Genomic DNA, 26,393 nt, shown 5'->3' on the forward strand with positions numbered 1-26,393 from the left:
GCTTGGGGGCAAGACTCCCGCTCAACGAGTGTCATCAACGTGATGGCCGGGTACACCTAGGCTGGGCCCATGAGCAAGTCGGAGGAGGCCTACGCCCGCCTGACGCAGAAGATCGAGACCGGGGAGCTGCCGCCGGGTGCCGTCCTCACCGAGGCGGCCCTCATGGACGCCGCGGGAACGGGCCGCACGCCCCTGCGCGAGGCCGTGCAGCGGCTCGTCCGGGACCACTGGCTCTCTGCCGGCGGCGGGCGTGGACTGCAGGTGCCTGCGATCTCGGTGGACGATCAGCTGGAGAGGCTCGAGGTGCGGCGGTCACTCGAGGTGTTGGCCGTGGACCTGGCCTGCATCCGGGCGGGGGAGGAGCAGTTGGCGGACGTCGAGGCCCACGTGCACCATCTGCGTGCGGTGTCCGACCTGCCGGCGTACGTCGCCGCCGTGGGGCGTTCGCACGAGCTGTTGCGCACGATCGCGAACAACCGCTATCTGTCCGATTCCCTGGTCCCGCTCCAGGGTCTGTCCCGCCGGTTCTGGCTCGCCACCACGAAGGGTCTGTCCGGTGAGGTCGAGCGTGGCCGGGCGTTCTATGTCCCGGCGCTGGAGGCGGTGACCCGCAGGGACCCGGTGGGCGCCCGGGCCGGGGTGCTGGCGCTGCATGACTTCCTCGCGCGCTCGGCACTGGACTACGCGGCCCGACGCGCGGCCCACGGCCGGACCGAGCCGCCGTCCCCGTGGACCGAGGGGCGCTGAGGCGGGGGATCGCCACTCCGCCGCGCCGGGCCCGGCCTCAGGCCAGCAGTCCTCCATCCGTCCGGTGCCGGCTGACGATCGTGTGGATCAGCCGGGCCGCGGCCTTGGCCGTGCGACCGTCCACGTCCAGGGAGGGGTTGAGCTCCACCACGTCGGCCAGGGCCAGCTTTCCGGAGCGGGCGGCCTCCAGCGCACACGCGTGGATCACCTCGTACGGCACGCCGAATCCGGCCGGTGCGCTCACCCCCGGGGCGACGGCGGCCGGCAGCACGTCCAGGTCGATCGTCAGGTAGAGCACGTCCACCGCGTCGATGAACGAGCGCACCCAGCGGCGCACGCCGGTGATGTCGGCGGTCTGGGCCTGCTCGTCGGTCACCCAGGCGACACCGTGCTCGCTGGCGGTGTCGAACAGCGCGCGCGTGTTGTTGGCCTCGCTGATGCCCACCACCGCGTAGGAGAGCCGATGGTCCGAGCCTTCGGCATCACGCAGCGCCTGCAGGAACGGGGTGCCGGACGTCGCGTGGGACTCCTCGCGCAGATCGAAGTGGGCGTCCAGGTTGAGGATGCCCACGCGGGTGCCCGCTCCCACGCGCTTCGATCCCGCCAGACCCTGGTAGGAGGCGTAGGCGGTCTCGTGACCGCCACCGAGGACCACGGTGAGGTCGTGCTCGTCCAGCAGTCCGGAGATCCTCTCGCCGAGGGCCCGCTGCCCGTCTTCGAGGTCGCCGGGGTGTTCCTCGTCGCCGAGGCGGACCACCACGTCGCCGTGGTCCGACAGGGCGCCGGTCTCCGGGCGGTAGGACAGCGGGGAGAGCGCAGCACGCAGCGCGTGGGGCCCCTCCGAGGCACCGATGCGTCCGCTGTTGCGGCGCACGCCCTCGTCCGAGGAGAACCCGACGAGCGCGGTCGACCGCCCACCCCCGGCACCGGAGGGCGACGAGGAGGCGACGTCCGAGGCGGCGGAGGAGCCGTCGTCGGGAAGGGACGCTGCAGACGAGGCGGCACGGACCACCTGGTGCCAGCGGAGGTGTTCGGCGGTCTCGCCGTCGGTGCGGCCGGACCACCCGGGGGCGGAGGAGGGGGACGGGGCGGAGAGCTCGGAGGTCATGACCCCATCCCACGCCTGATCGCCCCCACAGGGCAAGCCGGGGCCGGCCCGGAGGTCACACGCGCCGAGCCAGAAGGACTGGCCCCTTCAACGCGTCGTGACGTGGCCGAACCCTCTGGCCCGGCGCAGGCCCAGGGCCTCACCGGTCGATCGTCTGCCGCTTCGAGCTGATCACTCCGGTCACGAACCCGGCGAGGTTGAGGCCGCCGTGGAAGCGGGCGTGCTCGATCTTCACGCAGCGGTCCATCACGATGTCCAGGCCGAGCTCCTCGGCCAGGCGTGCGGCGTCCTCGTTCCAGATGCCCAGCTGCAGCCAGACGGTCCTCGCACCGGCGGCGTGGGTCTCACGGACGATCTCCGGGGCGTCGGAGGCCTTGCGGAACACCTCCACGAGGTCCGGCTGCACGGGCAGGTCCGCCAGGGAGGCGTAGACCTCGTGGCCCAGGATCGTCTTCCCGGCCTCGGCCAGCACCGGGTTCACGAAGTAGACGTCGAACGTGGTGGAGCTCAGTAGGTAGGTGGCCACGAAGTACGAGGCGCGCGCGGGCTTGTCCGAGGCGCCCACGATCGCGATGCTGCGCGTACGGCGCAGGATCGCCAGCCGTTCCGGGGCCGTGGGGCCGGTCCAGGTGCGTTCGGGGATGACGGTGCTCATCTCAGGCCTCCTTCTTCAGTGCCGTTGCCGGCGGTCTTCTCCGGCTTCCCGACGACGGCCGCGTCCGTTCCCGGAGCCGGCTCGCCGTCGCGTGTGGTGCCGGTGGCGGCGGTGAGCGCCTGGTCCAGGTCCCAGAGGATGTCCTCGACGTCCTCGATGCCCACCGAGAGGCGGATGAGGTCCTCGGGGACGCCGCCGGCGACCAGCTGCTCGGCGGTGAGCTGCTGGTGGGTGGTGGAGGCCGGGTGCAGCACGAGGGTCTTGGCGTCGCCGATGTTGGCCAGGTGGCTGGCCAGCTGCAGGTTCGCGATGAACTCCGCGCCGGCCTCGCGCCCGCCGCGGTGCTCGCCGCCGGCCACGCCGAAGCTGAACACCGAGCCGACGCCACGGGGCAGCAGCGCCTGTGCCCGTTCGTGGTGCGGGTGCGAGGGAAGACCGGCGTAGCGGACCCAGCTCACGCGCGGGTCCTCGTCCAGCCAGGCGGCCACCTGCTGCGCGTTGGCCAGGTGGGCGTCCATGCGCTGGGCCAGGGTCTCCACACCGATCAGCAGCTGGAACGCCGACTGCGGGGCCAAGGACGGACCGAAGTCCCGCAGCTGCTCCGAGCGCAGCTTGGTGAGGAAGCCGTACTCACCGAAGTTCCCCCACCAGGAGACGTTCCCGTAGGAGGGCACCGGATCGGTCATCTGCGGGAACTTCCCGTTGTCCCACGGGAAGGCGCCAGACTCCACGACCACGCCGCCGAGGGTGGTGCCGTGGCCGCCCAGGAACTTGGTGGCCGAGTGGATGACGATGTCCGCTCCGTGCTCGATCGGCCGGATCAGGTACGGGGGAGTGAGGGTCGCGTCCACCACGAGCGGGATGCCGTGCCGGTGCGCGACCTCCGCCAGGCCCGGCAGGTCCACGATGTCCCCGGAGGGGTTGGCGACGATCTCGGTGTAGACGGCCTTGGTGTTCTCCTGGACCGCGGCCTCGAAGTCCGCGGCCTCGGAGGAGTCCACGAAGGTGGTCTCCACACCGAAGCGGCGCAGCGAGACGTCCAGCTGGGTGACGGTGCCGCCGTAGAGCTTGGAGGAGGCCACGATGTGGTCCCCGGCGCCGCAGAGGGCGGCGAAGGTGATGAACTCCGCGGCCATGCCGGAGGCGGTGGCCACCGCGCCGATGCCGCCCTCGAGCGTCGCGATGCGCTCCTCGAACGCCGCGACGGTCGGGTTGCCGATGCGCGAGTAGATGTTGCCGTACTTCTGCAGCGCGAACAGGTTCGCCGCGTCGTCCGCGGACTCGAACACGAAGGAGCTGCTCTGGTGGATCGGCACCGCACGGGAGCCGTGCACGGCGTCGGGGACGGCGCCGGCGTGCAGCGCCTTCGTGCGGAACCCGAACTCGTGCGTGGCGGGGCGGGGGTCTGCCACGGGGATCCTTCCGGTCGTCGGCCACAGGCACGGGCGACGGACGCGCGGCGGGGAGGCGGCCGTCGTCGTGGTGTCCATGGTGCGCCCGGCCCAGGGGGCTCGGCAGGCCGGAAGGTTGTGCGAGGTCACGCAGAGGCGGCCGGGCCCCGCAGCCGGCGCGGCTGCGGGGCCCTGAGGGGGTCCTGGACAGGCGGACGCCCCGGTGCCGACCGCGCGAGGGGGTACGCATGGTGGTCGACGCCGGGGCGTCCGCTTTTCAGTTGTCCATCATCACTCGCACCTTGATGAGGCGTCTACGACGCTAGGCGGTCACCCTTGAGGCTCTCGCAAACGAGCCTGGTCATTGCCTGGCAGTCCGGATGTCGAGTGATCTGTGTCTCAATCGTTGGAACCGCTCAGCCGGGCCAGGCAGTGATCCAGAGGACCGCCGGCAGGCCGACGGCGAACACCAGGACGAAGCCCCGGTAGAGGCGCCGACCGCCCGGAGAGCCGATGTTCACGGTGGTCCCCACTCCGTAGCCCTCGCGCTTGTTCACCACGATGTTCGGCTCATCCGGGTCGTTCATCATGCCGGTGGCGGTCCAGCGTTCCTCCTCCGCCCGCTCCTGGGCAGACGCATGGTGCCCCAGCTCGGTGGCGACGTCCTCGGACCAGCGGCGCCAGTGCCGCATGGACAGGGACAGGGCCGCGAAGACGCCCACCATGAGCCCGGTGAAGACCAGGGGCATCAGCCACCAGGGCAGCCCGGCGGTGCGTCCGAGCAGGACGTGCACGGTGGTCGGGGCCGCGGCGAGCAGTATCAGCAGGCTGATCCAGCCCAGCGCGGAGACCATGCCGAAGTGCAGGCCGTGGCCGCGTACGCGCGCCCAGCCGGAGCGGTCCTGCGGGGTGGTGGACAGGGACGGGGCGAGGGCTGCGACGACGGCCAGGGCGGCGGCGCTGCCCAGGCCGATGAGCGCTCCCTGCGCCACAGCGCCGAAGGACGTGCCCGCCCAGGCGTCCGGGGACCCGCTCGGGCCCCAGTGCGTCGGGATCTGCTCCGGCAGGCCCGGCAGGGCGAGGAGCACCCACGCGACGAGGGCGAGGCCCAGGGCGGCGGTGACGACGAACGGCAGCCACGCCTTCGGCCTGGCCCTGCGGACGAGGCGACGCTCCTGCCTCTGGAGGCGGCCGTCGTCGGGGGAGCCGGGGGCGTGCGGCGGCTGGTGGGTCATCGGTAGAAGCCTCCCCTCGGGGCCGCGGCGCTGCGGCCGGATCTCATCGGGGCCTGGTCTCAACGGGCTGGTGGCCTACGAGTCTATCGAGGGGGGTCCATGAGGGCTGCGGAAGTTCCGCGCCTGTAGAGGTCGCGCCTGTAGAGGTGCCGCACCCGCAGAGGTGCCGCACCCGCAGAGGTGCCGCGCCTGCGGGGCGCGGTGCCTGCGCGCCGCCCGGCCTCGGACGTGCAGAGCCCCGGGCTCGGTCGCGTGAGGGGGACGCGTTGATGATCGAGGCCCGGGGCTTCTGCTGTTCAGTTGTGATTCATCACTCGCACCTTGATGAGGCGTGCTCCACGCTAGGGGGCGGCCCTGACCGCAGGCGCAGACGCCGCTGGGCATTGTCTGGCCGTTGCGTTGCGCTTCGATCACATCGTGACGTGCGCCACGATCGGCTCGTGGCCACTGGGCTGCGCGGAGTGTCAGGCCGCGTCAGTGGGCGTCTGCGGCCTCGTTCGAGGAGCGCTTCACGAACCAGACGGCCACCACGTTGAGGCTGAACACGCAGGCGCCCGCCAGCAGGGCCAGGTGCACACCGTCCATGGTGGCGGCGACCTGGTCCGAGCCGTGGGCGGCGGACCCGGCCGTGCCCACGGTCAGCAGGGTGATGAACAGAGCGGTGCCGGCGGCCGCCGCCACCTGCTGGAGGGTCGACAGCAGCGCAGAGCCGTGCGCGTAGAGGCGGCGCGGCAGAGAGGACAGGGCGGTGGTCATCAGCGGGGAGAACATCATGGACAGGCCCACGCTCATGACGATGTGCAGGGTGATCACGAACGCCGCCGTGGACTGCGGGGAGAGGAACGTGTAGCCCCAGAGCGCACCGGCGGCCAGCAGCGAGCCCGGGATGAGCAGGGGACGGGGCCCCACCCGGTCGTAGAGGTTGCCGACCACGTAGCCGAGGACGGCCATCGCGGCACCGCCGGGCAGCAGGGCCAGGCCGGATTCCTGTGTGGTCCAGCCGAGGACCTGCTGGAAGTACATCGGCAGCAGGATGATGACGCCGAACAGGGACATCATCGTCACGAGCATGCAGCACAGGGCCGTGGCATAGGTGGGCCGGGCGAGCGTGCGCGGGTCCAGCAGGGCGTCGTCCCCGAGGCGCACCTGCCGGTAGGCGAAGAACGCGAGGAACACGGCGCCGGCGGCGAGCGGGATCCATGGGGCGACCGGCGCGTGACCGCCGGCGGCCTCGCCGATGCTGGACAGGCCGAAGATCAGGCCGCCGAAGCCGAGCGCGCACAGCACGCCGGAGAATCCGTCCAGGCGGATCTTCTCCGGCTCCGTGACGTTGCGGACCCACAGGGCGCCGGCCACCAGGGCGGCCAGGGCGATGGGGAACACGGCGCCGAACATCCAGCGCCACGTCAGGTGCTCCAGGATCACGCCGCCCACGGTGGGCCCGGCGGCCGGAGCGACTGCGATGACGATCGAGATGATGCCCATGACCCGGCCGCGACGGGAGACGGGGACCACGTTCAGCACGGTGGTCATCAGCAGCGGCATCATGATGGCCGTGCCGACGGCCTGGACGACGCGCCCGGCCAGCAGGACCGAGAACAGCGGGGCCAGGCCGGCCACCACGGTGCCGATCGTGAACGTGCTCATCGCGAAGACGAACACCTGCCGCACCGTGAACCGGTTCATCACCCACCCGGTGAACGGGATCACCACCGCCATGGTCAGCATGAAGCCGGTGGACAGCCACTGTGCGGTGGCGGCGGAAACCGAGAACTCGGCCATCAGCCGCGGCAGTGCCACGGACATGATGGTCTCGTTGAGGATCACCACGAAGGCCGCGGACACGAGCAGGCCGATGAGGCGGCCGGTGCCGGGGGCGAGGGCGACAGGGACGGGGCCGGTGGGCAGGGAGTGGGCGGAGGACTGCGCGTCGGTGCCCGGCTGCGCCTTGCCGGCGGTCATGCGGCGACCCGCTGCTGAGGCAGGGCGGCCTGGAGGGTCTCGCCGGGGGCGCCGCCGGCATTCCAGGCGCGCACGAGTCCGGTCCGAGCGGTCATGGTCTGTTTCCCTTCCCGGTGGTTCAAAGTGGGCGGTTGAAAGCCTCCGAGGATCTTAGTGGGGCACCGCCGCCTGGTGTCCGTTCGACCGCACAATGGATAAGGTGAGACAGACGTTTCGTATTCCCCGCCGATCCCCTGGAGGCAGCTTTCCGTGAAGAACGACGACGGCGCCCGCAACTCCGCCTCGACCGCCGCCCCCGCCGGGGGCGGCCGTCCGCCGCGACCGCAGACGGTGCTGGAGGTGGTCCGCACCGAGCAGCTGACCCCCCACATGGTGCGCGTGGTGCTCGGCGGCGACGGGTTCGCCGCGTTCCACGAGCGCTGGGCCGCGAAGAGGGCGACCGACCAGTACATCAAGCTGCTGTTCGCCGATCCCGCGCTCGGGTTGGAACCGCCCTATGACATGGACGTGCTGCGGGAGCGGCTGGCCCCCGAGCAGATGCCCGTGCGCCGGACCTACACCGTCCGCGCGGTGGATGCACGGGCGCAGACGGTGGCCGTGGACTTCGTGGTGCACGGGGACGAGGGCCTGGCCGGCCCGTGGGCTGCGCAGGCGCAGCCGGGGGAGAAGGTCGCGTTCTTCGGGCCCGGCGGCGCCTACCGGCCGGACGAGGACGCGGACTGGCATGTGCTCGCCGGCGACGAGGCGGCACTGCCGGCTCTGGCCGCCGCGTGCGAGGACATGGCCGCACGGCTGCCGCAGGCGCGGGGCGTGGCACTGATCGAGGTGTCCGGAGAGCAGGACGAGCAGGAGTTCGCCGCGCCGGAGGGAGTCCAGGTCCGCTGGCTGCACCGCGGCGGGGACTTCAGCCCGCAGACCGCGCTCTGGGTGGACGCGCTCGAGGAGCTCGAGTTCGGGCCGGGCCGCGTGCAGGCGTTCGTCCACGGTGAGCGCGAGCAGGTGAAGCGGGCCCGGAGGCACCTGACCGACGTGCGTGGGCTGGACCGCAGGCAACTGTCCGTCTCCGCATACTGGGCCCACGGCCGTGCGGAGGAGGCGTTCCAGGCGGAGAAGCGCGAGCCGATCGGCAAGATCTTCGACGACGACTGACCCGCTGCCCTGTTCTCCCGTCTCCCATCCCTGGTCTCACGCCCCCATCCCTGGCGTTTCTCCCCTCCGCCCGCCCCTGGCGTTTTCGCTCGTGAAACGGGAAGGGGGGGCGCCTCCCACTTCACCAGCGAAGACGCTGCGGGGAGGGGTGGGGGCGTCTGGCCGGGGAAGGGTGGAGGCGTCCGGCCACGGTGCCGGTCCACGTTCGTCAGGGGTGGACGCGGGTGGAATCCGTTGTGATTCTATGGGGGAACATAGAGTTCGGAGGCGGGCGTCCGGCCTTCCTCCACGATCATTGACGAGGGGACCAACCATGAAGAACCGTGTGTCCATCGCCGCCGGCATGTTCGCCGCCGGTAGCCTGCTGCTCACCGCCTGCGGCTCCGCGCCCACCCTGGATGAGGCCTGGCCGGAGGTTCGCAAGAACTTCGAGGAGGCCGAGAGCCTGCGTATCAACATGGAGGCCACCGGTGAGGAGGACGACAGCACGGGCACCGTCGACCTGGCCGGCGCCACGGACGACTCCCACATGAAGGGCACCATGAACATCCCCATGGGCGGAGACCCCGTGAACATGGAGGTCATGAGGCTGGACGGGGATGCGTACCTGAAGGTGAAGTCCGACGGCGAGGACAATGCCTTCACCGAGATGCTCGGCGACAAGTGGCTCAAGATGTCCGCCTCGGAGGCCGAGGGCATGGGCGAGTTCGCGATGTCCTCCTTGGTGGACCAGATGGTGGAGGACATGCCGAAGAGCGATCACTTCGACGGCCACGACATCGAGGCCGAAGAGGTCGAGATCGACGGTGAGAAGTACGACAAGTACGTGATCCCTGAGGATCTCCTTGAGAGCGAGGACGCCGGGGACGTCTACTACGTGGACCGTGATGACAACACGCTGTTCCGGGTGGAGGGCACGAAGACCGAGGACGGCGGCCAGGAAGCCGTCGTGACGTTCACCGACTGGAACGAGGTGGAGGCTCCGGAGGCGCCAGCAGAGGACGAGGTCGTCGACCAGTCCGATCTCATGAACCCCTGACATCCACTCGTGAGGGGAGCCCGGTTGTTTCCGGCGCCTGCCGCCGGTTCCCCGCCGGACTCCCCACTCGTTTTCGCTCGCGAAACGGGAGGCGACGCCTCCCGTTTCGCGAGCGAAAACGTCGGGGGCGGAGGTCGTCAGAACCTCACCGGCGGGCGGCGACCGCCTTCTCGATCTCCGCCACGCACGGCTCGTTCTGCAGGCTCGTGGTGTCCCCGAGGGCGTCACCGGTGAACAGCTGCGTGAGCAGTCTCCGCATGATCTTGCCGGACCGGGTCTTCGGCACGTCCGGCACGAACACCACGTGCGCCGGCTTCGCCACCGGGCCGATCACCCGCGCCACGTGCCGCCGCAGCTGCTCGGCCTGCTCCGCGGTCTCCTCCGGGCGGCCGGCCACGGCGAACCGCTCGTGCGCCACCACGAAGGCCACCGCCGCATGCCCGGTCTTCGGATCCGGGACCGGGCACACCCCGGCCTCGATCACCTCCGGGTGTGCCACCAGCGCCGACTCGATCTCGATGGTGGACAGTCGGTGACCGGAGACGTTGATGACGTCGTCGATGCGCCCGAGGATCCACACGTCCGAGTCATCGTCCCGCTTGGCGCCGTCCCCGGCGAGGAACCAGCCCTGCCGCGCGTAGTCGGCCCAGTAGGAGTCGTAGAACCGCTGCGGGTTCCCCCACACGGTGCGGGCCATGGACGGGGAGGTCCGGGTGACCACGATCTTCCCCTGCAGGTGGGCGCCGACTGAGGTGCCGTCGTCGTCCACCACGTCCACGTCCACACCCGGCAGCGGGCGGGATCCGCAGCCGGGCTTGAAGACGGTGTCGGTCGGGCGCGGGGAGAGCACGGTGGAGCCGGTCTCGGACTGCCACCAGGTGTCCACCATCGGCACGCCCACGGCGCCGTCGCGGGGCACCGGCGCCCTACCCGCCGCGGCGGCCTGACCGTCCAGCCGGTCCAGCGCGTCCCGGCCGATCTGCGTGCGCGCCCACACCCAGGCCTCCGGGTTCACCGCCTCGCCGACGGTGCCGATCAGGCGGATCGAGGACAGGTCGTACTCCGCGGGCACGCCGTCCGGGTGCCAGCCCATCAGCGATCGGATCAGTGTGGGAGCCGTGTAGTAGCTGGTCACCCCGTAGCGCTGGATGACCTCGAAGTGCCGGCCCGGGTGCGGGGCGTTCGGCACGCCCTCGTAGATGACCTGGGTGACGCCGTTGCTCAGCGGCCCGTAGATCTCATAGGTGTGGGCGGTGACCCAGGCCAGGTCCGCGGTGCACCAGTGGACGTCGTCGTCGCGCCGTGCCGGGTCCGGGTGGGAGAACAGGAAGTCGTGCGTCCACGAGGCCGCGGCGAGGTACCCGCCGGAGGTGTGCACGAGCCCCTTCGGCTGCCCCGTGGTGCCGGAGGTGTACATGATGAACAGCGGGTGCTCCGCGTCGAAGGCGCGCCGGGTGTGGACGTCCGGCTGGCGGTCCACGACGTCGTGCCACCACAGGTCCCGGCCCTCGGTCCACGGGATGTCCCGGTGGCCGGTGCGGTCCAGGACGAGGACGTGCTCGATCGCGTTGTCCCCGGACACGGCCTCGTCCGCGTTGGCCTTCACCGGCACGGCCGTGCCCCGGCGGAACTGGCCGTCCGTGGTGACCAGCAGCTTCGCCCCGGTGTCCTCGACGCGGAACCGCAGCGCCTCCGCCGAGAACCCGCCGAACACGAGCGAGTGCACGGCGCCGATCCGCGCGCACGCCAGCGTGATGACGATCGTCTCCACGAGCACGGGCAGGTACACGACGACGCGGTCGCCCGCCTCGATGCCCAGCTCCTCGAGGGCGTTCGCGGCCTGGGCGACCTCGCGCTGCAGCTGCGCGTAGGTCACCGCCCGGCGGTCCCCGGGCTCGCCCTCGAAGTACAGCGCCACCTTCTCCCCACGCCCGGCCTCCACGTGCCGGTCCACGCAGTTGTACGCCACGTTGAGCCGCCCGTCCGCGTACCAGCGGATCTGCGGGGCGGCCCCGGCGGCCGCGTCCGTGGGGACCGTGTCCGTCACCTGGGTGAAGTCCGTGTCCCAGGTCAGCCGGCGGCCCACCGCCTCCCAGAGGGCGAGTCGGTCGGATTCGGCGACGACGGCGCCGTCGCCCCGACCTCCATGGGCCCGTCCCGCGGGCCGTCCCGGGTGGACGTCCGGGTCCGCTGCGTCCACCAGGGACTGCGGCAGCGGACCGGGCAGCGTGGCCAGGGCGGCGGCGGGGACGCCGTCGTTCGGGCCGCGGACGGGATCCGGCGCGGGGAGGGCCGTCTCGGCGACGGCCGCGGCGGTGCCGGCTGCGGACACGGGCATGGGGTGTCTCCTTCCATCGGTCCTGGCGGGAGCACCCGCAGCCCGCGGGGAGGCGGCGGACCCGGGTTGCTGCGGCGTCGAAGAGCCAGGTCTCTGGTGCCGCTCCGGATGGTGTGCGCATCCACGGTAGGCCCGCGGTGTGCCGCAGACGCGGTGCCGGTCCGGCTGGTGGGCGTGGACGCGTTGCGCCAGGTCATCTGGGCGGCGCCGACGGGCGACGCCCGTCCGGCGAGGGTGTCCATGACGGACGTGAGGCGGCTGCCTTCCGTGGCCGGGCGGGGCCGTGCTGTGCTGTGGCCGACCCATCCAGAGCGGCCGAGAGATCCGGATCGACGACGCCGCAGCAACCCCCTCATCCCTGCCCGGCAGGGTCGGGACGGTGCTACCGCCGGGACCGATGGAAAGGAGCCCGCGCATGTCCGCGCCCCTCACCGCACCCCACGACCCGACCGTGAACGCGGTCCCCACCCGTCCGCCGCTGGCCGTCACCCCGGACGTCCCGGACACCGACGACCTCGCTCGACTGCGGCAGCGGTTCGCCCCGATCTTCGAGCGCATCGCCGCCGGCGCCGCCGAGCGGGACGTGAACCGCACCCTGCCGTACGAGCAGATCCGCGAGCTCAACGCCGCCGGCTTCGCCACCCTGCGCGTTCCCCGCTCCCACGGGGGACCGGAGGTGAGCGTGCGGACGCTGACCGCCCTGCTGGTGGAGCTGGCGGCCGCCGACTCGAACGTGGCCCACCAGTACCGCTCCCACTACGGGTTCCTGGAGTCCCTGCGCCACAAATCGTCCGCCCAGCAGGAGCGCTGGTACCGGTTGATCCTCGAGGGAGCCACCGTGGGCAACGCATCCACGGAGACCTCGGGCAACGCACTGGGCACCCTCAACACCCGGCTCGAGCCCCGTCCGGGCGGCGGCGCGGTCCTCACCGGGCGCAAGGGCTACGCCACCGCGTCCCTGTTCTCCACCCACACCCGGGTAAGAGCCCTCGACCCCAGCACCTTCGATCCGAAGCGGAGACCGCGCCGCGTACTCTCTTTCGGATCGAGGGCGCTGTCTTCTCGGGGACCCGCGAATCCGGGGGCTCGATCCGTTCCGGAGCACGCCCGAAGCGCTCCGGAACGGATCGAGGGGAGGGGCTTTCGGTGCGCACCGTGAGACGCACGGTGCGCACCCAGCCCGAGCGGCCGTCGTCGTGTCAGCATGGATGCCATGAGCAGCACCTACACCGACCTCGCCGACCGCTTCACCGACCTCTTCGCCGCGGTGGGGAAGGGCGACCGGGCGCGTGAGGCCGGCCGGCACCTGCCGTTCGCGGTGCAGCAGCAGCTGCGGGAGGCCGGGCTCGGGATGGTCTCCGTCCCCGCGGAGGCCGGCGGCGAGGGGGCCGGGCACGAGGACGTGCTGCGCCTGCTCATGGACCTGGCCGCCCAGGACGTGAACACCGCCCATCTGTGGCGCTCGCACCTGGTGTTCGTGGCCGCGGTGGACGACCAGCCTGAGAAGATCCGACGCCGCTGGCTCAGGCACCTGGCCTCCGGAGAGTGGGGCGGCTCCGCGCTCGCCGAGCGCTCCGGCGCCGCCCCGGGGAAGGCCGCCACCACCGCCACGAAGGACGAGGGCGGCACCTGGGTGGTCACGGGTGAGAAGTACTACGCCACGGGCACCGCCTTCGCCACGTGGACCATCGTCACGGTCGGCATGGAGGGTGCGGACCTGGTGTCCCGCCGCAACTCCAAGCGCGCCGGCGGCGTGGTCCGGGAGCCCGAGCGTGCCGTGGCCGTGGTCCGCGTCCGCCAGCCACGGGTGCGCATCAAGGACGACTGGGACGGCTTCGGCCAGCGCATGACCGCCACCGGCTCGGTGCTGCTGGACGGCGCCGCCGCCGAGGACCTGCTGGAGATCCCGCGCCCCCACGGCCCGGTCCCGGTGCTGGAGGAGGCATCCCTGCTGGCGCTGCAGGTGGGCGTCGCCCGGGCCGCGCTCGCCGAGGGCGTGGACCTGCTGCGCCGGCGCCGCCGCACCTTCAACACCGGCACCGCCGAGCGCCCGCAGCAGGACCCGCAGCTGCTGGAGATCGTCGGGCGCATGGCCGGGCAGGTCTCGGCCGCCGAGGAGATGGTCCGCGTGGTGGGCCGGGCCATGGACGTCGCCGCCGGCCTGGAGGCGGGCGGGAACCACGACGACGGCCGCCTCGCCTCCGCCTGGGACGACGCCATGATCGCCGCCTACCGTGCCCAGGCGGTGGTGCCGCAGTTCGTGCTCGATGTCTGCACGCACATCTTCGACACCCTCGGGGCGTCGTCGACGTCCACCGTCCTGCAGCTGGACCGCCACTGGCGCAATGCCCGCACCATCGCCACCCATGACCCGGCCTCCTTCAAGGTCCGCATCGCCGGGGACCACCTGGTCAACGGCACCGTGCCGATCGCCTACACCTCCGCCGGGGACGTGCCGGCCGAACGCTGAGGCGGGCGGGTCAGCACGAAGAAGGCCGCCGCCGCGATCAGTGCCAGCGCCGGCCAGAGCACCAGTGGAGCGGCCAGGCCGGCGAGCTCGCCCAGCAGCCCTCCGCCGAGGGCGGCCACGGGGACGCATCCCATGGTCACCATGCGCCGTGCAGCAAAGGTGCGGCCGAGGGATCCCGGGGGCACCGTCTGTGCCGCAAAGGCGGCCCCGGCCACGTTGGTCACCGTCAGGGTGAGGGCCCACAGGGCGGCGAAGAGAGCCATGAGCACGCTCCCGGCCTCCGGACGCAGATACGCGGCCAGCGGCAGTGTGGCCACCCCGGCCTGGACCAGCGCCCCGAACGCGAACAGCCTCCGCGGTGCCACTGCCTCGGTGATCCGTGAGGCCACGGCGCTCGCCGCCAGCGCCGAGACGGCGGCCACCGTGCCCAGCAGGCCGAAGAACGCCGGCCCGAGGTCCAGGTGCCGCAGCACCAGCAGCGGCTCCACCGTGTCCCCGACCGCCAGGCCGATGTTGCCGGCGGTGACGAGCAGAGTGGTCGCCAGCAGCAGGCGGTTCCCGGCGATGATCCGGAATCCGTGCAGCAGGCCGGGCCTGGGTGCTTCTGGTGTGCAGCCCTCGCGCAGACCCTGGCCGTCGGTGTCTGGTCCGTCACCGGTCTCGACGTCGGCGTCTGCATCTGTGGCGACCACGTCGTCCGCCCCGCCGTCCGCGTCCTGGCGGCCGACACTGCTGACTCTGCGCACCAGCGCACGGACCCCGACCAGGGCGAGGACGAAGAGCCCGACAGCCACGCCCCACGGCACCCCCGGAGCGGACAGGGCGAGCAGGAGACCTGCGCCGCCCGGTGCCACGATCCCGGCGACAGCGTCTGCGGCCGCCATCCGCGAGACGAGGGCGGACACCTGGTCTCGAGCGGTCACCTGCGGGACCACCGCAGTCTGCGCATTCTCGCTCGCCACCGTGCAGACGCCCAGCAGCGTGGCCAGCACCAGCACCGCCGCTGTGGACAGCACCCCGCTCACGTAGAGGCCGAGCATGGTCCCGGCCAGCACGGTCTTCGTCGCCAGTGAGGCGACGAGCATGCGGGCCGGTCCCCAGGCGTCGGTGGCCGCGCCGATCGGCACGGCGAGCAGTAGGAAGGACAGTGCGCCGAGGGCGTTCAGCAGGCCGAGTTCGGCTGCGCCGAAGCCGAGCGAGGTGACCACGACGACCGCCAGCACAGTGTCCAGCAGCTGCACGCCGGCGGCATCGAGGCCGTTGGAGGCCAGAAGTCTGCGGCGGGTTCCGAGGTCGGCGGCGGCACGCCCGCCAGAGTGATGAGCAGGGGCAGGATGCGGCCCCGGCAGGGGAGGGGTGTTCATGGAAGAGCTCTCTATGGGATCCGGACACGGTCAAGACCCCTCGCACGGGGCGAGGGGGTGCGATCGCGTCGGATCAGGCGTGGAGCTTCATCACATGGAACATGGCCGTCACCCTACCGGACTGCGCTTCCGGCCCGCCGCCGTCGAGCCAGAAACATCGGTCCCTTCGTGGCATGCCGAAGTGGCCACTTCCTCTGGTTCGGCGCGGCGACTCCCCTGATTCGGCCCGCCGCCGTCGTCGAGCCAGAGACTTCGGTCCCTTCGCGGCATGCCGAAGTGGCCACTTCCTCTGGTTCGGCGCGATGGCCCCCCTGGTTCGGCCCGACGGCGACGTCACGAACCCGGCGCCGGAGGCACGCGAGGCGACGGCGCCGCCGTCGTGAAGCCTCTGCGGCAACCGACTACCGCAGCACACCGGCGGAGGCGTTGCATGGTCCCAGCCGCCCGGACTCGCGCACCCCGCCGAGGCCGGTTCCCGCACCAGAAGCGCTGAAGGAGCACCCCATGAGCACTGCCGAGAAGGCCGGAGCCGCAGCATCCGCCGGTCCGGACACGAACCGCGAGATCCTCTTCAACGCGTTCGACATGAACTGCGTGGCCCACCAGTCGCCCGGGCTGTGGCGGCACCCGGAGGACCGCGCCCGGGACTACAACACCCTCGGCTACTGGACGCACCTGGCGCAGACGCTGGAGAAGGGCCTGTTCGACGGGCTGTTCATCGCCGACGTCCTCGGCCCGTACTCCGTGTACGGCGGCACCTCCGAGGCCGCCGTCAGGACCGGGGCGCAGACCCCCGTGAACGATCCGTTCCTGCTCGTCTCCGCGATGGCCGCGGTCACCGAGCACCTCGGCTTCGGCGTCACCGCCGGCACCGCCTATGAGCACCCCTACCCATTCGCACGCCGCCTCGCCACGCTCGACCACCTCACCGGCGGCCGCGTGGGCTGGAACGTGGTCACCGGCTACCTGCCCTCCGCCGCCCAGAACATGGGCCAGGACGACCAGATGGAGCACGACGAACGGTACGACCACGCGGATGAGTACCTCGACGTCGTGTACAAGCTGCTCGAGAAGTCCTGGGAGGAGGACGCCGTCGTCTATGACAAGGCCTCTGGTGTGTTCGCGGACCCGGCCAAGGTCCATGACATCGCCCACGAGGGCACGTGGTTCAAGGTCCCCGGCCACGCCGTCACCGAGCCGTCCGTGCAGCGCACCCCCGTGATCTACCAGGCCGGCGCCTCCACACGCGGCCGCGCCTTCGCCGGCAAGCACGCCGAGGCCGTGTTCATCAACTCCCCCACGAAGGAGCTGGCGGCGGCCACCGTGAAGAAGATCCGCCAGGCGGTGGCGGAGGCCGGCCGCGACCCGTACGACGTGAAGATCTTCGCGATGCAGACCGTGGTCACCGGCGCCACCGACGAGGACGCGCGGGCCAAGTACGACGACCTGGCACAGTACGTGGACTCGCTGGGCGGCCTCGTGCTGATGTCCGGCTGGATGGGCATCGACCTGTCCCGGTACGAGCTGGACGAGCCGATCGGAGACGTGGAGTCGAACGCCATCCAGTCCACCGTGGAGACCTTCCAGAAGGCCTCCGGCACGGACGAGGAGTGGACGGTGCGCAAGCTCGCCGAGTGGGTGGGCATCGGCGGCTTCGGTCCCGTGATCGTGGGCGGCGGTGAGTCCGCGGCCCGTCAGCTCGCGGACTGGGCCGACGAGACGGACGTGGACGGCTTCAACCTCGCCTACCACATCACTCCCGGCACCTTCGAGGACATCGTGGAGTTCGTGGTGCCTCAGCTGCAGAGGCTCGGCCGCTACAAGACCGCGTACACGGACGGGACGCTGCGCCACAAGCTCTTCGGCGCCGGAGACCGGGTGAAGCCGACCCACCGGGCCGCGCAGGTCACCCTGGGCTGATCCGGGCCCTCTTCCCGACGACGGCCCCTCGCCCCCGGCGGCCCCTCGCCCCCGGCGGGCGCCCCGCCTTCGGCCGCTGCGCCCGCCTCCGGCGGCAGCGCCCCGCCGACGGTCCCCCGCCTCCGGCCGCAGCGCCCGCCGGGTACCGTGGAGGACAGATCCCTGCACCCCGACGGAAGGATCCCCGCGTGTTCTCCTCGACGCCCCGCACCGCCGCCGACCGTTCCGCCGCAGGTGCGCTGTCCCGCCTCGGCCTGGGCGCCCTGGCCGTCACGGCCGCCCTGACGCTCTCCGCCTGCGGCGGCCCGGACTCCGCTGGTGAGGCATGGGACGGCGTCCGGGAGCAGCTCGCGGAGGCCGAGTCCTTCCGGCTCACGGCGGAGCTTCCCGAGGAGGCGCTGCAGGGCGGTGCGGCCTCCGGCACCCTCGAGGCCTCCGGGAGCACCGGGGAGCCGAACGGCCAGCTGACCATGCGCATGAAGGCCGACCAGGGGGACTTCTCCATGGAGGTGCGCGAGGTCGGAGAGAAGGGCTACATCCGCATGGACGTGGACGGCGAAGACCTGGACCAGAACGCCAAATCGATGATGGGCCTGGGGGACAAGTGGATCGCCCAGGACGTCCCGGAAGACCAGAGGGGCATGATCGGCTCTCTGCGTGAGTCGATGCTGGCCAAGCTTCCTGACGCCGGCGCCCTCGAGGGCGTTGACGCGGAGGCGCAGGAGGTCGACCGCGACGGTGAGAAGGCCTACCGCTATGAGATCCCCCAGGACATCGCCGAGTCCGCTGCCCAGGAAGCGGAGACCGAGGGGGAGGACTCCGACGGTCTGGACCAGGGTGCGGCCGCCCTGAACGAGCTCGACATGTCCCTGGTGCACGCCTTCGTGGTGGACTCGGACGGCGAGCTCCTCGCCCTGGAGCTCCGGGGTGAAGAGGGCGAGGACGGTGAGAAGGCCCCTGCCACCGAGATGGCGTTCTCCGACTGGGATTCGGTGGAGGAGGTCGAGGCCCCCGCGGAAGACGAGGTCCGCGAGGCGCCCGGCATCGACGGCCAGGGCTGACCGCCCGGACTCGACGGTCAGGGCTGACCGTCCGGCTGGTGTGCATGCGCACAAAGGCCCCCGACCGGGAACGATCGGGGGCCTTCGCATCGCGCCTCAGGCGCAGACGGCTCAGTTCTGAGCGCCGGCCGGGCCTTCGGAGGACATCGGGGTGGACGGGTCGGAGACCACGTCGGCGTCGGCCTTGACGGCGCTGTCGCCGTTGCCGGAGACCTTGCCCTTCGCGTCGTCCACCTTGTGCTGGACGGTGGAGGTCAGGTTCTGGACCTTCTCGTTGGACTTGGCCTCCTCCCACTTCTGGGTGGCCTGGCCCTGGACCTGCGAGACCTTCTCCTGGGTCTTCGGGTCGTTCCAGAACTTCTGGGCGTTGTTGGTCATCTTGTTCAGGTTCTGGCGGCCCTCACGGGAACCGAGGAAGTAGCCGAGGGCGGCACCGACGCCAAGGGTGATCAGACGCATGTCCATTCTCCTTCTGTAGGAACGGGGGCGGTGGGCTGCGGAGCCGAGGCGGCCCCACTCGTCAGGCCCATCCGCCGTTTGAGTCCCACTGTTGCCGTACCGAGGCCGCCAGGTCAACGTCTGGGCGCGGATTCAGCCCAGGGCGTGTGGTGTCAGGCCTGCGAAGCCGCAGGTGGGACGGGGTGGAGCGTGGGCCTCACCACTCTTGCGTGGTGGACGCGGTGGACCAGCTCGATCAGGGCGCATCCGGCCACGGCGATCGTCACCGCGGCGGCCAGCAGGTCCGGGGCCGGCACCTCGATCAGGTGGTACCAGCGGGACGCCGGCACGGCCAGCACCAGGGCGAGCAGGGCGTACATGGCCAGCACGAGGACCGCCGTGCGCTTCGTGAACGGTCGCGTCATCACCGTGAGCACCCACAGGCCCATGAGCGTCAGCGTGATCATGGCGGCCGCCTGCTGCTGGGCGGGCGAGGCCGGGACGGCGGCGAACAGGCGGATGTAGGCGCCGAGGGCGAGCAGGCCGAGCAGGATCACCGTGCCGGACGGGACCGCGAACAGCAGGGCCCGCTTCAGGAATCCGGGCACGTAGCGGCGCGGGTTGGACAGCAGTGCCAGGAAGAACGTCGGCAGGCCGATCATCAGGAAGTCCACCGTGGAGGCCTGACGCGGCAGCAGCGGGAACTGCCAGAACAGCAGGGAGAAGACCACCCCGAAGAAGGCGGCGTAGGTGGTCTTGGTCAGATAGATGTGCGCCAGGCGCTCCATGTTCGCGATGACCTGGCGGCCCTCTTTGAGCACGGAGGGCAGGCGCGCGAACCTCCCGTCCAGCAGCACGAGGCGGGAGACCGCCTTCGTGGCGGGCGCCGCGTTGCCCATGGCGATGCCGAGGTCCGCGGACTTCAGCGCCAGGGCGTCGTTCACGCCGTCGCCGGTCATGGCCACCACGTGGCCGCGTGCCTGCAGGGCCTTCACCATGGACTGCTTCTGCTCCGGGCTCACCCGGCCGAACACCTCGTGGGCGTCCATGACGTCGGCGAGCTCGTCCGCATCCTCCGGCAGCCGACGGGCGTCCACGGCCTCCCCGGCCAGCTCCATGCCGACCTCGCGGGCGACGGCCGCCACCGTGCGGGGGCTGTCTCCGGAGATCACCTTGATCTGCACGCCCTGCTCCCGGAAGTAGTCCAGGGTCTCCGCGGCGTCCTCGCGCACGTCCTCGGCGAAGGTCAGGATCGCGACCGGGCGGATGCCCGAGGGCAGGCGGTCGCCGTCCAGCGGGCGGTCCGTGCGGCACAGCAGGATCGTGCGCAGCCCCGCGTCCGCGGTGATCGTGCAGCGGGCGGTCAGCTCCTCCGCACCCTGCACACCGATCGTCTCCACATCCACCAGCGCCTCCGGGGCACCCATCAGCCAGGTGCCCGCCAGGCCGGGGACCTGCTCTTCGGCGGCCGCGTCGAAGGCGAGCGCGGACCAGCGGCGGGCGCTCGAGAACGCCACCGCCTGCGCCGGGCGCACGTCCGGGACCTCGGCGAACGGCTCCCGCAGGGCGGCGGCCGTCGGATTGGCGTCCGGGTCCGCGCCGGCCACGGCCAGCACGGCCCGGGCAGCGGGGGAGAGGGTGGAGGCCCCGGCCGGCTCGGCAGCCGTGAGCAGCTCTCCGGCGGAGGCGACGTCCCCGTCCCGGGCGCGGCCCGAGGCGGAGGCACGGGCGCCGTCGTCGTCAAGGGCGGACGGAACCGCAGGATCCGTGTCCCAGGGGTGGGCGCCGTGGAAGACGATGCCGCCCTCGGTGAGCGTGCCGGTCTTGTCCACGCAGACCACGTCCACGCGGGCGAGGATCTCCACCGCCGGCTGCTCCTGGATCAGCACCTGCTCTCGAGCCAGCTTCAGCGCGGCCACGGCGAAGGAGATGGTGGTCATCAGCGCCAGGCCCTGCGGGATCATGCTGGTCACCGCGGCCACGGACGCCACCAGGGCCGGCTCCAGGGCCGCCTCGCGCGGGTTCGCCAGGGCGTAGGACCAGCCCCCGAAGGCCTGCACCTGGCCGTGGACGATGACCGCCACGATCGGGATCAGGGCGAACGTGATCCAGGAGGCCACCTTCTCCAGGGCCCCGCGCAGCTCGGAGGAGATCTTGGTGAAGCGGCGGGCCTGCGCCGCGAGCCTGGAGGCGTGCGAGTCCGCGCCGACCGCGGTGGCCCGCACCAGGCCGGCGCCGGCGATCACCGCGGACCCGGAGAGCACGGTGTCCCCCGGGCGCTTCGGCACCGCGTCCGACTCGCCGGTGAGCAGGGACTCGTCCAGGTCCAGACCCTCCGCGGTGAGGACCTCGGCGTCCACCGGCACCTGGTCGCCGCGGCGCAGCGCCACCAGGTCGTCCAGGACCACATCCGCCAGGGCGACGGTCTTCCGGGAGCCGTCCCGGACCACCGTGACGCCGTCCTGGTGCAGCAGCGCGATCTTCTCCAGCTTCCGCTTGGCCGAGTACTCCTGGACCACACCGATGACCACGTTGGCCACGGCGGCCAGGCAGAACAGCAGGTCCAGCCATCGGCCGAGCACGATCACCACAGCGGCGGCCAGGCCGATCGTGAGGTTGAACAGGGTCAGGACGTGGACACGGAGGATCATGGCCAGCGAGCGAGACGTGTCGTCTGGCTGGGCGTTGGTCTTGCCGGCGGCCACACGCTCGGCGACCTGCGCCGAGGTCAGGCCGGTCAGGTCCCCGGCGGGTACGCCGGTGGGCATGCCGGAGGACCGGGAGGGGCCGGAGGCGTGGAGGCCGGTGGCCGACGTCGTCCCGTCCTCGGCTGTCATCCCGGTGCGTCCCTCCTGTGGTCCTGGCGGGCGGATCCCCGCCCGGCCCGCGGGGCAGACTGCGGGCCGGTGACCCACTCTAATCGGGGGCTGTGGGCCGCCGTATCCGACTCAGGGAGGAGATCCGGCGGCGGTGGTGCGCCCGGCCCGCACCGCAGGCGCTCAGCGGGCGTCGTCCAGCAGGAGGAGGCCGCCGAACAGCAGCAGGACGCCGCCGGTGACACGGTCGATCCAGTCGGTCGCACGCGTGCCCGTCAACAGCCGGCGGAAGGCGTGCGCAGCGGCGATGAGCACGGCGAAGAACACCAGTGTCAGCGCCGCGTGCACGCCGGCCAGCGAGAGCCCCATGAGCCAGGCGGGCACGCCCTGCGCCATGAACTGCGGGATCAGCGCCAGATAGAAGACGCCCACCTTCGGATTCAGCAGGTTCGTGGTGAACCCGCGCAGGGAACCGCGGGAAAGCCTTTCCGCAGGTGCGGCAGCGGGGGCCGGGCCGGGGCCCGCGGGGACCGTCTCCAGCATGTCCGTCACGGGGTCGGGCTCCTGCCCGCCTCGCCTGAGCGTTGCGCGGATCATGGAGACGCCGAGCCAGATCAGGTAGGCGGCACCGACCGCCTTGAGAGCCGTGTAGGCCAGGTCCGAGGCCGCGAGCAGTGCGGCGATGCCCACCGCCGCGGCCAGCCCCCAGATCAGGGCACCGGCACAGACGCCCAGACCCGTGACGAGCGCGTGGGAGTGTCCCCTCGTCAGCGCTGAGCGCAGCACCAGGGCCATGTCCAGCCCCGGCGTGACCGTCAGCAGCAGGGCGACGCCGGTGAACGCCAGCAGCGCCTGGCCGTACTCCATGCCGGTCCTCCTTCCGGAACGGGGTCTGCGTGCGCCGTGAGGCCGATTCGCGTGGGCCTGCGAGCAGGATAGGGCCGGTGCAGGCGGCCCGCGGCGCGGCGCCCGGACACGGTCCACCAGACGGACGACGACGGCCGCCCACCTCGGTCCCGCAGGTGCGGAACCCGTGGTGAGCGGCCGTCGTCGGGACGCCGGCGTCAGCCGGCCCGCACGGCGGCCCGGTGCGCCGGCGGTGCGGCTCAGCCGAAGTGCTTCGGCAAGGTGGCCTCCCAGGCCTCGCGCAGCTCGGCGATCGGCAGGGTGAACTGGTCCTGCACCTCGAGGGCCCCGGACTCCGCGTCCACCACGCCGATGCGCAGCGCCGGGTAGTTCCGGGCCGTGGTCATGTCCGTGAAGCGGACCTCCTCGGTGCGCGGCACCGAGACCACCGCGCGGGCCTGCGACTCGGAGAACAGGGCGGTGAACGCGTCCACGCCGTCGCGCTCCATGATCCCGTCCAGCACGATCCGGGCGCCCACGCCGAAGCGCAGCACCATCTCGGACAGGGTCGCCGCCAGGCCACCGCCGGAGAGGTCGTGCGCGGCGTCGATCATGCCGTCGCGCGAGGCGTTGACCAGCAGGTCTCCCAGCAGGCGCTCCTTCGCCAGGTCCAGCGTCGGCGGCAGGCCGCCGAGGTGGTCGCGCAGGCGGGCGAACTCCGAGCCGTCCAGCTCGTCCGCCGTGGTGCCGAGCAGGTAGATCGCCTGGCCGTCCGCGTCCTGGCCGAAGCCGGACGGGGTGCGGCGAGAGACGTCGTCGAACTGGCCGAGCACGGCCACCGTGGGGGTGGGGTGGATCGGCGTGCTGCCCGTCTGGTTGTACAGGGACACGTTGCCGCCGGTCACCGGGATGCCGAGGGCCTGGCAGCCGTCCGCCAGGCCGCGCACGGCCTCCGCGAACTGCCACATCACGTCCGGGTCCTCGGGGGAGCCGAAGTTCAGGCAGTCGGACACGGCCAGGGGCACCGCGCCGGCGGTGGTGACGTTGCGGTACGCCTCGGCCAGGGAGGCCTGCGCGCCCGTGTAGGGGTCCAGGTAGGTGAACCGGTCGTTGCAGTCCGTGGCCAGGGCCACGCCCATGCCGGTCTCCTCGTCCACGCGCACCACGCCCGCGTCGTCCGGGGCAGCCAGGGCGGTGTTGCCGCGGACGTAGCGGTCGTACTGGCGGGTGATCCAGGAGGTGTCCGCCAGGTTCGGGGAGCTCATCAGCTCCACGACGGCGGCGCGCAGCTCCTCGCCCGTGGCGGGCAGGTGCTGACCGGCCTCGGAGGAGCGAAACGTGTCCGCCTGGAGCTCGTCCTGCCAGGCCGGGCGGGCGTAGGGGCGCTCGTAGACCGGGCCGTCGTGGGCCACGGTGCGCGGGTCCACATCCACGATGACCTCGCCGTCCCAGGTGATGACCAGCCGGCCGTCGCCGGTGACCTCGCCCAGCCAGGAGTACTCGACGTCCCACGTGGCCATGACGGCCTCGAACGCGGCGACGTTCTCCGGCGTCACCACGGCCATCATGCGCTCCTGCGACTCGGACATGAGGATCTCGCCCGGGGTCAGCGTGGAATCGCGCAGCAGCACGTCCGTCAGCTCCACGCGCATGCCGCCCTCGCCGTTGGAGGCGAGCTCGGAGGTGGCGCAGGAGATGCCGGCGGCGCCGAGGTCCTGGATGCCCTCGACGAGGGAGCCGCGGAACAGCTCGAGGCAGCACTCGATGAGCACCTTCTCGGAGAAGGGGTCGCCGACCTGCACCGAGGGGCGCTTGGCGGGCTTGCCGTCGCCGTCGAAGGACTCGGAGGCCAGCACGGAGGCGCCTCCGATGCCGTCCCCGCCGGTGCGGGCACCGAACAGGACCACCTTGTTGCCCACGCCGGAGGCGTTGGCCAGGCGCAGGTCCTCGTGCTTGAGCACGCCCACGGCGAGGGCGTTGACGAGCGGGTTGCCCTGGTAGATCGGGTCGAAGCGGGTCTCGCCGCCGATGTTCGGCAGGCCCAGGGAGTTGCCGTACCCGCCGATGCCGGCCACCACACCGTGGAACACGCGGGCGGTGTCCGGGTGGTCGATCGCGCCGAAGCGCAGCGGGTCCATCACGGCCACCGGGCGGGCGCCCATGGAGATGATGTCACGCACGATGCCGCCGATGCCCGTGGCAGCTCCCTGGTAGGGCTCCACGTAGGAGGGCGAGTTGTGGGACTCGACCTTGAACGTCACGGCCCAGCCGTCGCCGAGGTCGGTCACGCCGGCGTTCTCGCCGATGCCCACCATCAGGTTCTTCTTCATCTCGTCGGTGAGCTTCTCGCCGAACTGGCGCAGGTGCACCTTCGAGGACTTGTACGAGCAGTGCTCGGACCACATGACGGAGTACATGGCCAGCTCGGCGGCGGTGGGGCGGCGGCCGAGGATCGTCTTGATCTCGGTGTACTCGTTCTCCTTCAGGCCCAACTCGGCCCAGGGCTGCTCGACCTCGGGGGTGGCGGCGGCGTGCTCGACGGTGTCGATGTTGAACTGCTGGCTCATGCGGCACCTCCGGAGGCGAGGGTGGACAGGACGGACGTGAAGAACGGCAGACCGTCGAGGCCGGTGCGCAGGCCGTCCTCGGTGTCCGGGCCGAAGCCGGGCTCCACGGCGTGCTCCGGGTGCGGCATGAGGCCCACCACGTTGCCGGTGGCGTTGGTGATGCCCGCGATGTCACGGCGGGAGCCGTTCGGGTTCACGTCCAGGTAGCGGAAGACCACGCGCCCCTCGCCCTCGAGCATGTCGAGCGTGGGCTCGTCCGCCACGTACTGGCCATCCTGGTTCTTCAGCGGGATGGTGATCCGCTGGCCCGGGGCGAAGTCGCGGGTCCAGGCGGTCTCGTTGTTCTCGACGGCGAGGGCCTGGTCGCGGCAGATGAAGTGCAGGTGGTCGTTCTTGATCATCGAGCCCGGCAGCAGGTGGGACTCGGTGAGGATCTGGAAGCCGTTGCAGATGCCGAGGACCGGCAGGCCCCTGGTGGAGCCGGCCTCGCCGCCGGCGGCCGCGGCGATGGCGTCCATCATGGGGGCGAAGCGGGCGATGGCACCGGCGCGCAGGTAGTCGCCGTAGGAGAAGCCGCCGGGGATCACCACGGCGTCCAGGTCCTTGAGCGAGCCGGCGGCGTCCTCGTCCGCATGCCACAGGGACACGGGGGTGGCGCCGGAGAGGCGGACGGCGCGGGCGGCGTCGACGTCGTCGAGCGTGCCCGGGAAGGTCACGACGCCGATTCTGGCGCCGTTGAGCTCTGTGCCGGGGGTGGAGTAGTCCCCGATCAGCGGGATCTCGGCGGTCATCAGGCGGAGGCCTCCGACTCGTCCAGGACGGCGACGTTCACGACGTCCTCGATCACCGGGTTGGACAGCAGCTCGGCTGCGGCGGTGCGGGCCTGCTCGAGGATCTGGTCGGTGACCTCGCCCTCCACGTGCAGCTCGAAGCGCTTGCCCTGGCGGACCTGCTCGAACGCGGTGAAGCCGAGGCGGGGGAGGGCTCCGGCGATGGCCTTGCCCTGCGGGTCGAGGATCTCGGGCTTGGGCATGACGTCGACGACGATGGTGGGCATCCACTGCTCCTGATGTGCCTGGTGCGCCCCGCGCGGCGGGGCCTGCTGACGGTGCTGGAAGCACGGCGGCGCGCCGTCTCGTGCCGTCTCACGTCGGCCTGGGCGCCGGACGCTCCGCGTGCTTGCCCGCCCAGTCTAGCTGTAGGAGGGCATGACGTTGTTGACTCGGGCCGGTGCCAGTGAGGCCGGAGGAGCGTCTCCGCAGGAGGTATGAGGCCGATGATAGTTGT

The 26,393-nt window shown here is 71.7% G+C and carries 20 protein-coding genes and 1 riboswitch; of the genes, 7 read left to right on the forward strand and 13 right to left on the reverse strand.

Annotated features, from left to right (window positions below; genetic code table 11):
* Positions 1 to 69 precede the first annotated feature (69 nt).
* Positions 70 to 747, forward strand: a complete 678-nt coding sequence (locus tag FM125_RS03730) for a GntR family transcriptional regulator (RefSeq protein ID WP_070637142.1) — start codon at positions 70 to 72, stop codon at positions 745 to 747.
* Positions 748 to 784: 37 nt separating this feature from the next.
* Here the strand turns inward: FM125_RS03730 and hutG are convergent, their stop codons facing one another.
* From hutG to FM125_RS03755, 5 genes are all read right to left on the reverse strand, one after another.
* Positions 785 to 1,855: a formimidoylglutamase gene (gene hutG / locus FM125_RS03735; protein WP_087133675.1), complete on the reverse strand. Its 1,071-nt coding sequence runs from the start codon at positions 1,853 to 1,855 to the stop codon at positions 785 to 787.
* 139 nt (positions 1,856 to 1,994) lie between these two features.
* On the reverse strand, positions 1,995 to 2,510 hold the full coding sequence (locus tag FM125_RS03740; protein WP_087133676.1) for a CoA-binding protein: 516 nt from the start codon (positions 2,508 to 2,510) through the stop codon (positions 1,995 to 1,997).
* Entirely contained in the window at positions 2,507 to 3,922 is a 1,416-nt protein-coding gene (locus tag FM125_RS03745) for an O-acetylhomoserine aminocarboxypropyltransferase/cysteine synthase family protein (protein WP_245829779.1), read from the reverse strand. Before FM125_RS03745 ends, FM125_RS03740 begins: the two co-directional genes overlap by 4 nt.
* A gap of 395 nt (positions 3,923 to 4,317) precedes the next feature.
* Positions 4,318 to 5,136 carry a DUF1648 domain-containing protein gene (locus FM125_RS03750; protein WP_087133678.1) on the reverse strand — a complete coding sequence of 273 codons (819 nt, stop codon included), beginning with the start codon at positions 5,134 to 5,136 and terminating at the stop codon, positions 4,318 to 4,320.
* Positions 5,137 to 5,610: 474 nt separating this feature from the next.
* Positions 5,611 to 7,098, reverse strand: coding sequence for an MDR family MFS transporter (locus FM125_RS03755; protein WP_087133679.1), 1,488 nt, complete (start codon positions 7,096 to 7,098; stop codon positions 5,611 to 5,613).
* Positions 7,099 to 7,347: 249 nt separating this feature from the next.
* On the opposite strand from FM125_RS03755, the gene FM125_RS03760 reads away from it, so the two are divergent.
* Both FM125_RS03760 and FM125_RS03765 read left to right on the forward strand, forming a co-directional pair.
* Positions 7,348 to 8,247 carry a siderophore-interacting protein gene (locus tag FM125_RS03760; protein WP_087133680.1) on the forward strand — a complete coding sequence of 300 codons (900 nt, stop codon included), beginning with the start codon at positions 7,348 to 7,350 and terminating at the stop codon, positions 8,245 to 8,247.
* 313 nt (positions 8,248 to 8,560) lie between these two features.
* Positions 8,561 to 9,286, forward strand: a complete 726-nt coding sequence (locus FM125_RS03765; protein ID WP_067189243.1) for a hypothetical protein — start codon at positions 8,561 to 8,563, stop codon at positions 9,284 to 9,286.
* Positions 9,287 to 9,431: 145 nt separating this feature from the next.
* Here the strand turns inward: FM125_RS03765 and FM125_RS03770 are convergent, their stop codons facing one another.
* Positions 9,432 to 11,624, reverse strand: a complete 2,193-nt coding sequence (locus tag FM125_RS03770; protein WP_087133681.1) for an AMP-binding protein — start codon at positions 11,622 to 11,624, stop codon at positions 9,432 to 9,434.
* Between the two features lie 299 nt (positions 11,625 to 11,923).
* Positions 11,924 to 12,028, forward strand: a riboswitch (SAM riboswitch).
* A gap of 11 nt (positions 12,029 to 12,039) precedes the next feature.
* On the opposite strand from FM125_RS03770, the gene FM125_RS03775 reads away from it, so the two are divergent.
* Both FM125_RS03775 and FM125_RS03780 read left to right on the forward strand, forming a co-directional pair.
* Positions 12,040 to 12,783 (forward strand): acyl-CoA dehydrogenase family protein, encoded by a 744-nt coding sequence (locus tag FM125_RS03775; RefSeq protein WP_087133682.1) that lies wholly within the window; start codon positions 12,040 to 12,042, stop codon positions 12,781 to 12,783.
* 54 nt (positions 12,784 to 12,837) lie between these two features.
* The gene (locus FM125_RS03780; RefSeq protein ID WP_087133683.1) at positions 12,838 to 14,094 is read left to right on the forward strand and encodes an acyl-CoA dehydrogenase family protein; all 1,257 of its coding nucleotides are present in this window, start codon (positions 12,838 to 12,840) and stop codon (positions 14,092 to 14,094) included.
* On the opposite strand, the gene FM125_RS03785 is transcribed toward FM125_RS03780, so the two are convergent.
* The gene (locus FM125_RS03785; RefSeq protein WP_087133684.1) at positions 14,058 to 15,458 is read right to left on the reverse strand and encodes an MFS transporter; all 1,401 of its coding nucleotides are present in this window, start codon (positions 15,456 to 15,458) and stop codon (positions 14,058 to 14,060) included. The genes FM125_RS03780 and FM125_RS03785 overlap by 37 nt on opposite strands.
* A 504-nt stretch (positions 15,459 to 15,962) precedes the next feature.
* Here FM125_RS03785 and FM125_RS03790 point away from each other — a divergent pair.
* Complete coding sequence (locus tag FM125_RS03790) at positions 15,963 to 17,378, forward strand: LLM class flavin-dependent oxidoreductase (protein WP_087133685.1); 1,416 nt, start codon at positions 15,963 to 15,965, stop codon at positions 17,376 to 17,378.
* Positions 17,379 to 17,566: 188 nt separating this feature from the next.
* On the forward strand, positions 17,567 to 18,439 hold the full coding sequence (locus FM125_RS03795) for a hypothetical protein (protein WP_087133686.1): 873 nt from the start codon (positions 17,567 to 17,569) through the stop codon (positions 18,437 to 18,439).
* Positions 18,440 to 18,550: 111 nt separating this feature from the next.
* Here FM125_RS03795 and FM125_RS03800 read toward each other — a convergent pair whose 3' ends face one another.
* The 6 genes from FM125_RS03800 to purS all read right to left on the reverse strand — a co-directional run bounded on the left by FM125_RS03800 (position 18,551) and on the right by purS (position 26,163).
* Positions 18,551 to 18,898 (reverse strand): YtxH domain-containing protein, encoded by a 348-nt coding sequence (locus FM125_RS03800; protein ID WP_087133690.1) that lies wholly within the window; start codon positions 18,896 to 18,898, stop codon positions 18,551 to 18,553.
* A 152-nt stretch (positions 18,899 to 19,050) separates the two neighbouring features.
* Entirely contained in the window at positions 19,051 to 21,714 is a 2,664-nt protein-coding gene (locus FM125_RS03805; protein WP_087133687.1) for an HAD-IC family P-type ATPase, read from the reverse strand.
* Positions 21,715 to 21,876: 162 nt separating this feature from the next.
* Positions 21,877 to 22,560 (reverse strand): LysE family translocator, encoded by a 684-nt coding sequence (locus tag FM125_RS03810; protein ID WP_087133688.1) that lies wholly within the window; start codon positions 22,558 to 22,560, stop codon positions 21,877 to 21,879.
* 239 nt (positions 22,561 to 22,799) lie between these two features.
* Positions 22,800 to 25,106, reverse strand: a complete 2,307-nt coding sequence (gene purL / locus FM125_RS03815) for a phosphoribosylformylglycinamidine synthase subunit PurL (protein WP_087133689.1) — start codon at positions 25,104 to 25,106, stop codon at positions 22,800 to 22,802.
* Positions 25,103 to 25,897 carry a phosphoribosylformylglycinamidine synthase subunit PurQ gene (purQ, locus tag FM125_RS03820; protein WP_070637169.1) on the reverse strand — a complete coding sequence of 265 codons (795 nt, stop codon included), beginning with the start codon at positions 25,895 to 25,897 and terminating at the stop codon, positions 25,103 to 25,105. The genes purL and purQ overlap by 4 nt, the downstream gene beginning before the upstream one ends.
* Positions 25,897 to 26,163: a phosphoribosylformylglycinamidine synthase subunit PurS gene (purS, locus tag FM125_RS03825; RefSeq protein ID WP_067189266.1), complete on the reverse strand. Its 267-nt coding sequence runs from the start codon at positions 26,161 to 26,163 to the stop codon at positions 25,897 to 25,899. The genes purQ and purS overlap by 1 nt, the downstream gene beginning before the upstream one ends.
* Positions 26,164 to 26,393: the final 230 nt, after the last annotated feature.

Source organism: Micrococcus lylae (assembly GCF_900163825.1).
Taxonomy (GTDB): Bacteria; Actinomycetota; Actinomycetes; order Actinomycetales; family Micrococcaceae; genus Micrococcus; species Micrococcus lylae.

Coding starts and splice junctions, on each gene's coding strand:
- FM125_RS03730 (WP_070637142.1), top strand. CDS start 70: ATGAGCAAGTCGGAGGAGGCCTACGCCCGCCTGACGCAGAAGATCGAG.
- hutG (WP_087133675.1), bottom strand. CDS start 1,855: ATGACCTCCGAGCTCTCCGCCCCGTCCCCCTCCTCCGCCCCCGGGTGG.
- FM125_RS03740 (WP_087133676.1), bottom strand. CDS start 2,510: ATGAGCACCGTCATCCCCGAACGCACCTGGACCGGCCCCACGGCCCCG.
- FM125_RS03750 (WP_087133678.1), bottom strand. CDS start 5,136: ATGACCCACCAGCCGCCGCACGCCCCCGGCTCCCCCGACGACGGCCGC.
- FM125_RS03755 (WP_087133679.1), bottom strand. CDS start 7,098: ATGACCGCCGGCAAGGCGCAGCCGGGCACCGACGCGCAGTCCTCCGCC.
- FM125_RS03765 (WP_067189243.1), top strand. CDS start 8,561: ATGAAGAACCGTGTGTCCATCGCCGCCGGCATGTTCGCCGCCGGTAGC.
- FM125_RS03770 (WP_087133681.1), bottom strand. CDS start 11,624: ATGCCCGTGTCCGCAGCCGGCACCGCCGCGGCCGTCGCCGAGACGGCC.
- FM125_RS03775 (WP_087133682.1), top strand. CDS start 12,040: ATGTCCGCGCCCCTCACCGCACCCCACGACCCGACCGTGAACGCGGTC.
- FM125_RS03780 (WP_087133683.1), top strand. CDS start 12,838: ATGAGCAGCACCTACACCGACCTCGCCGACCGCTTCACCGACCTCTTC.
- FM125_RS03785 (WP_087133684.1), bottom strand. CDS start 15,458: ATGAACACCCCTCCCCTGCCGGGGCCGCATCCTGCCCCTGCTCATCAC.
- FM125_RS03790 (WP_087133685.1), top strand. CDS start 15,963: ATGAGCACTGCCGAGAAGGCCGGAGCCGCAGCATCCGCCGGTCCGGAC.
- FM125_RS03800 (WP_087133690.1), bottom strand. CDS start 18,898: ATGCGTCTGATCACCCTTGGCGTCGGTGCCGCCCTCGGCTACTTCCTC.
- FM125_RS03805 (WP_087133687.1), bottom strand. CDS start 21,714: ATGACAGCCGAGGACGGGACGACGTCGGCCACCGGCCTCCACGCCTCC.
- FM125_RS03810 (WP_087133688.1), bottom strand. CDS start 22,560: ATGGAGTACGGCCAGGCGCTGCTGGCGTTCACCGGCGTCGCCCTGCTG.
- purL (WP_087133689.1), bottom strand. CDS start 25,106: ATGAGCCAGCAGTTCAACATCGACACCGTCGAGCACGCCGCCGCCACC.
- purQ (WP_070637169.1), bottom strand. CDS start 25,897: ATGACCGCCGAGATCCCGCTGATCGGGGACTACTCCACCCCCGGCACA.
- purS (WP_067189266.1), bottom strand. CDS start 26,163: ATGCCCACCATCGTCGTCGACGTCATGCCCAAGCCCGAGATCCTCGAC.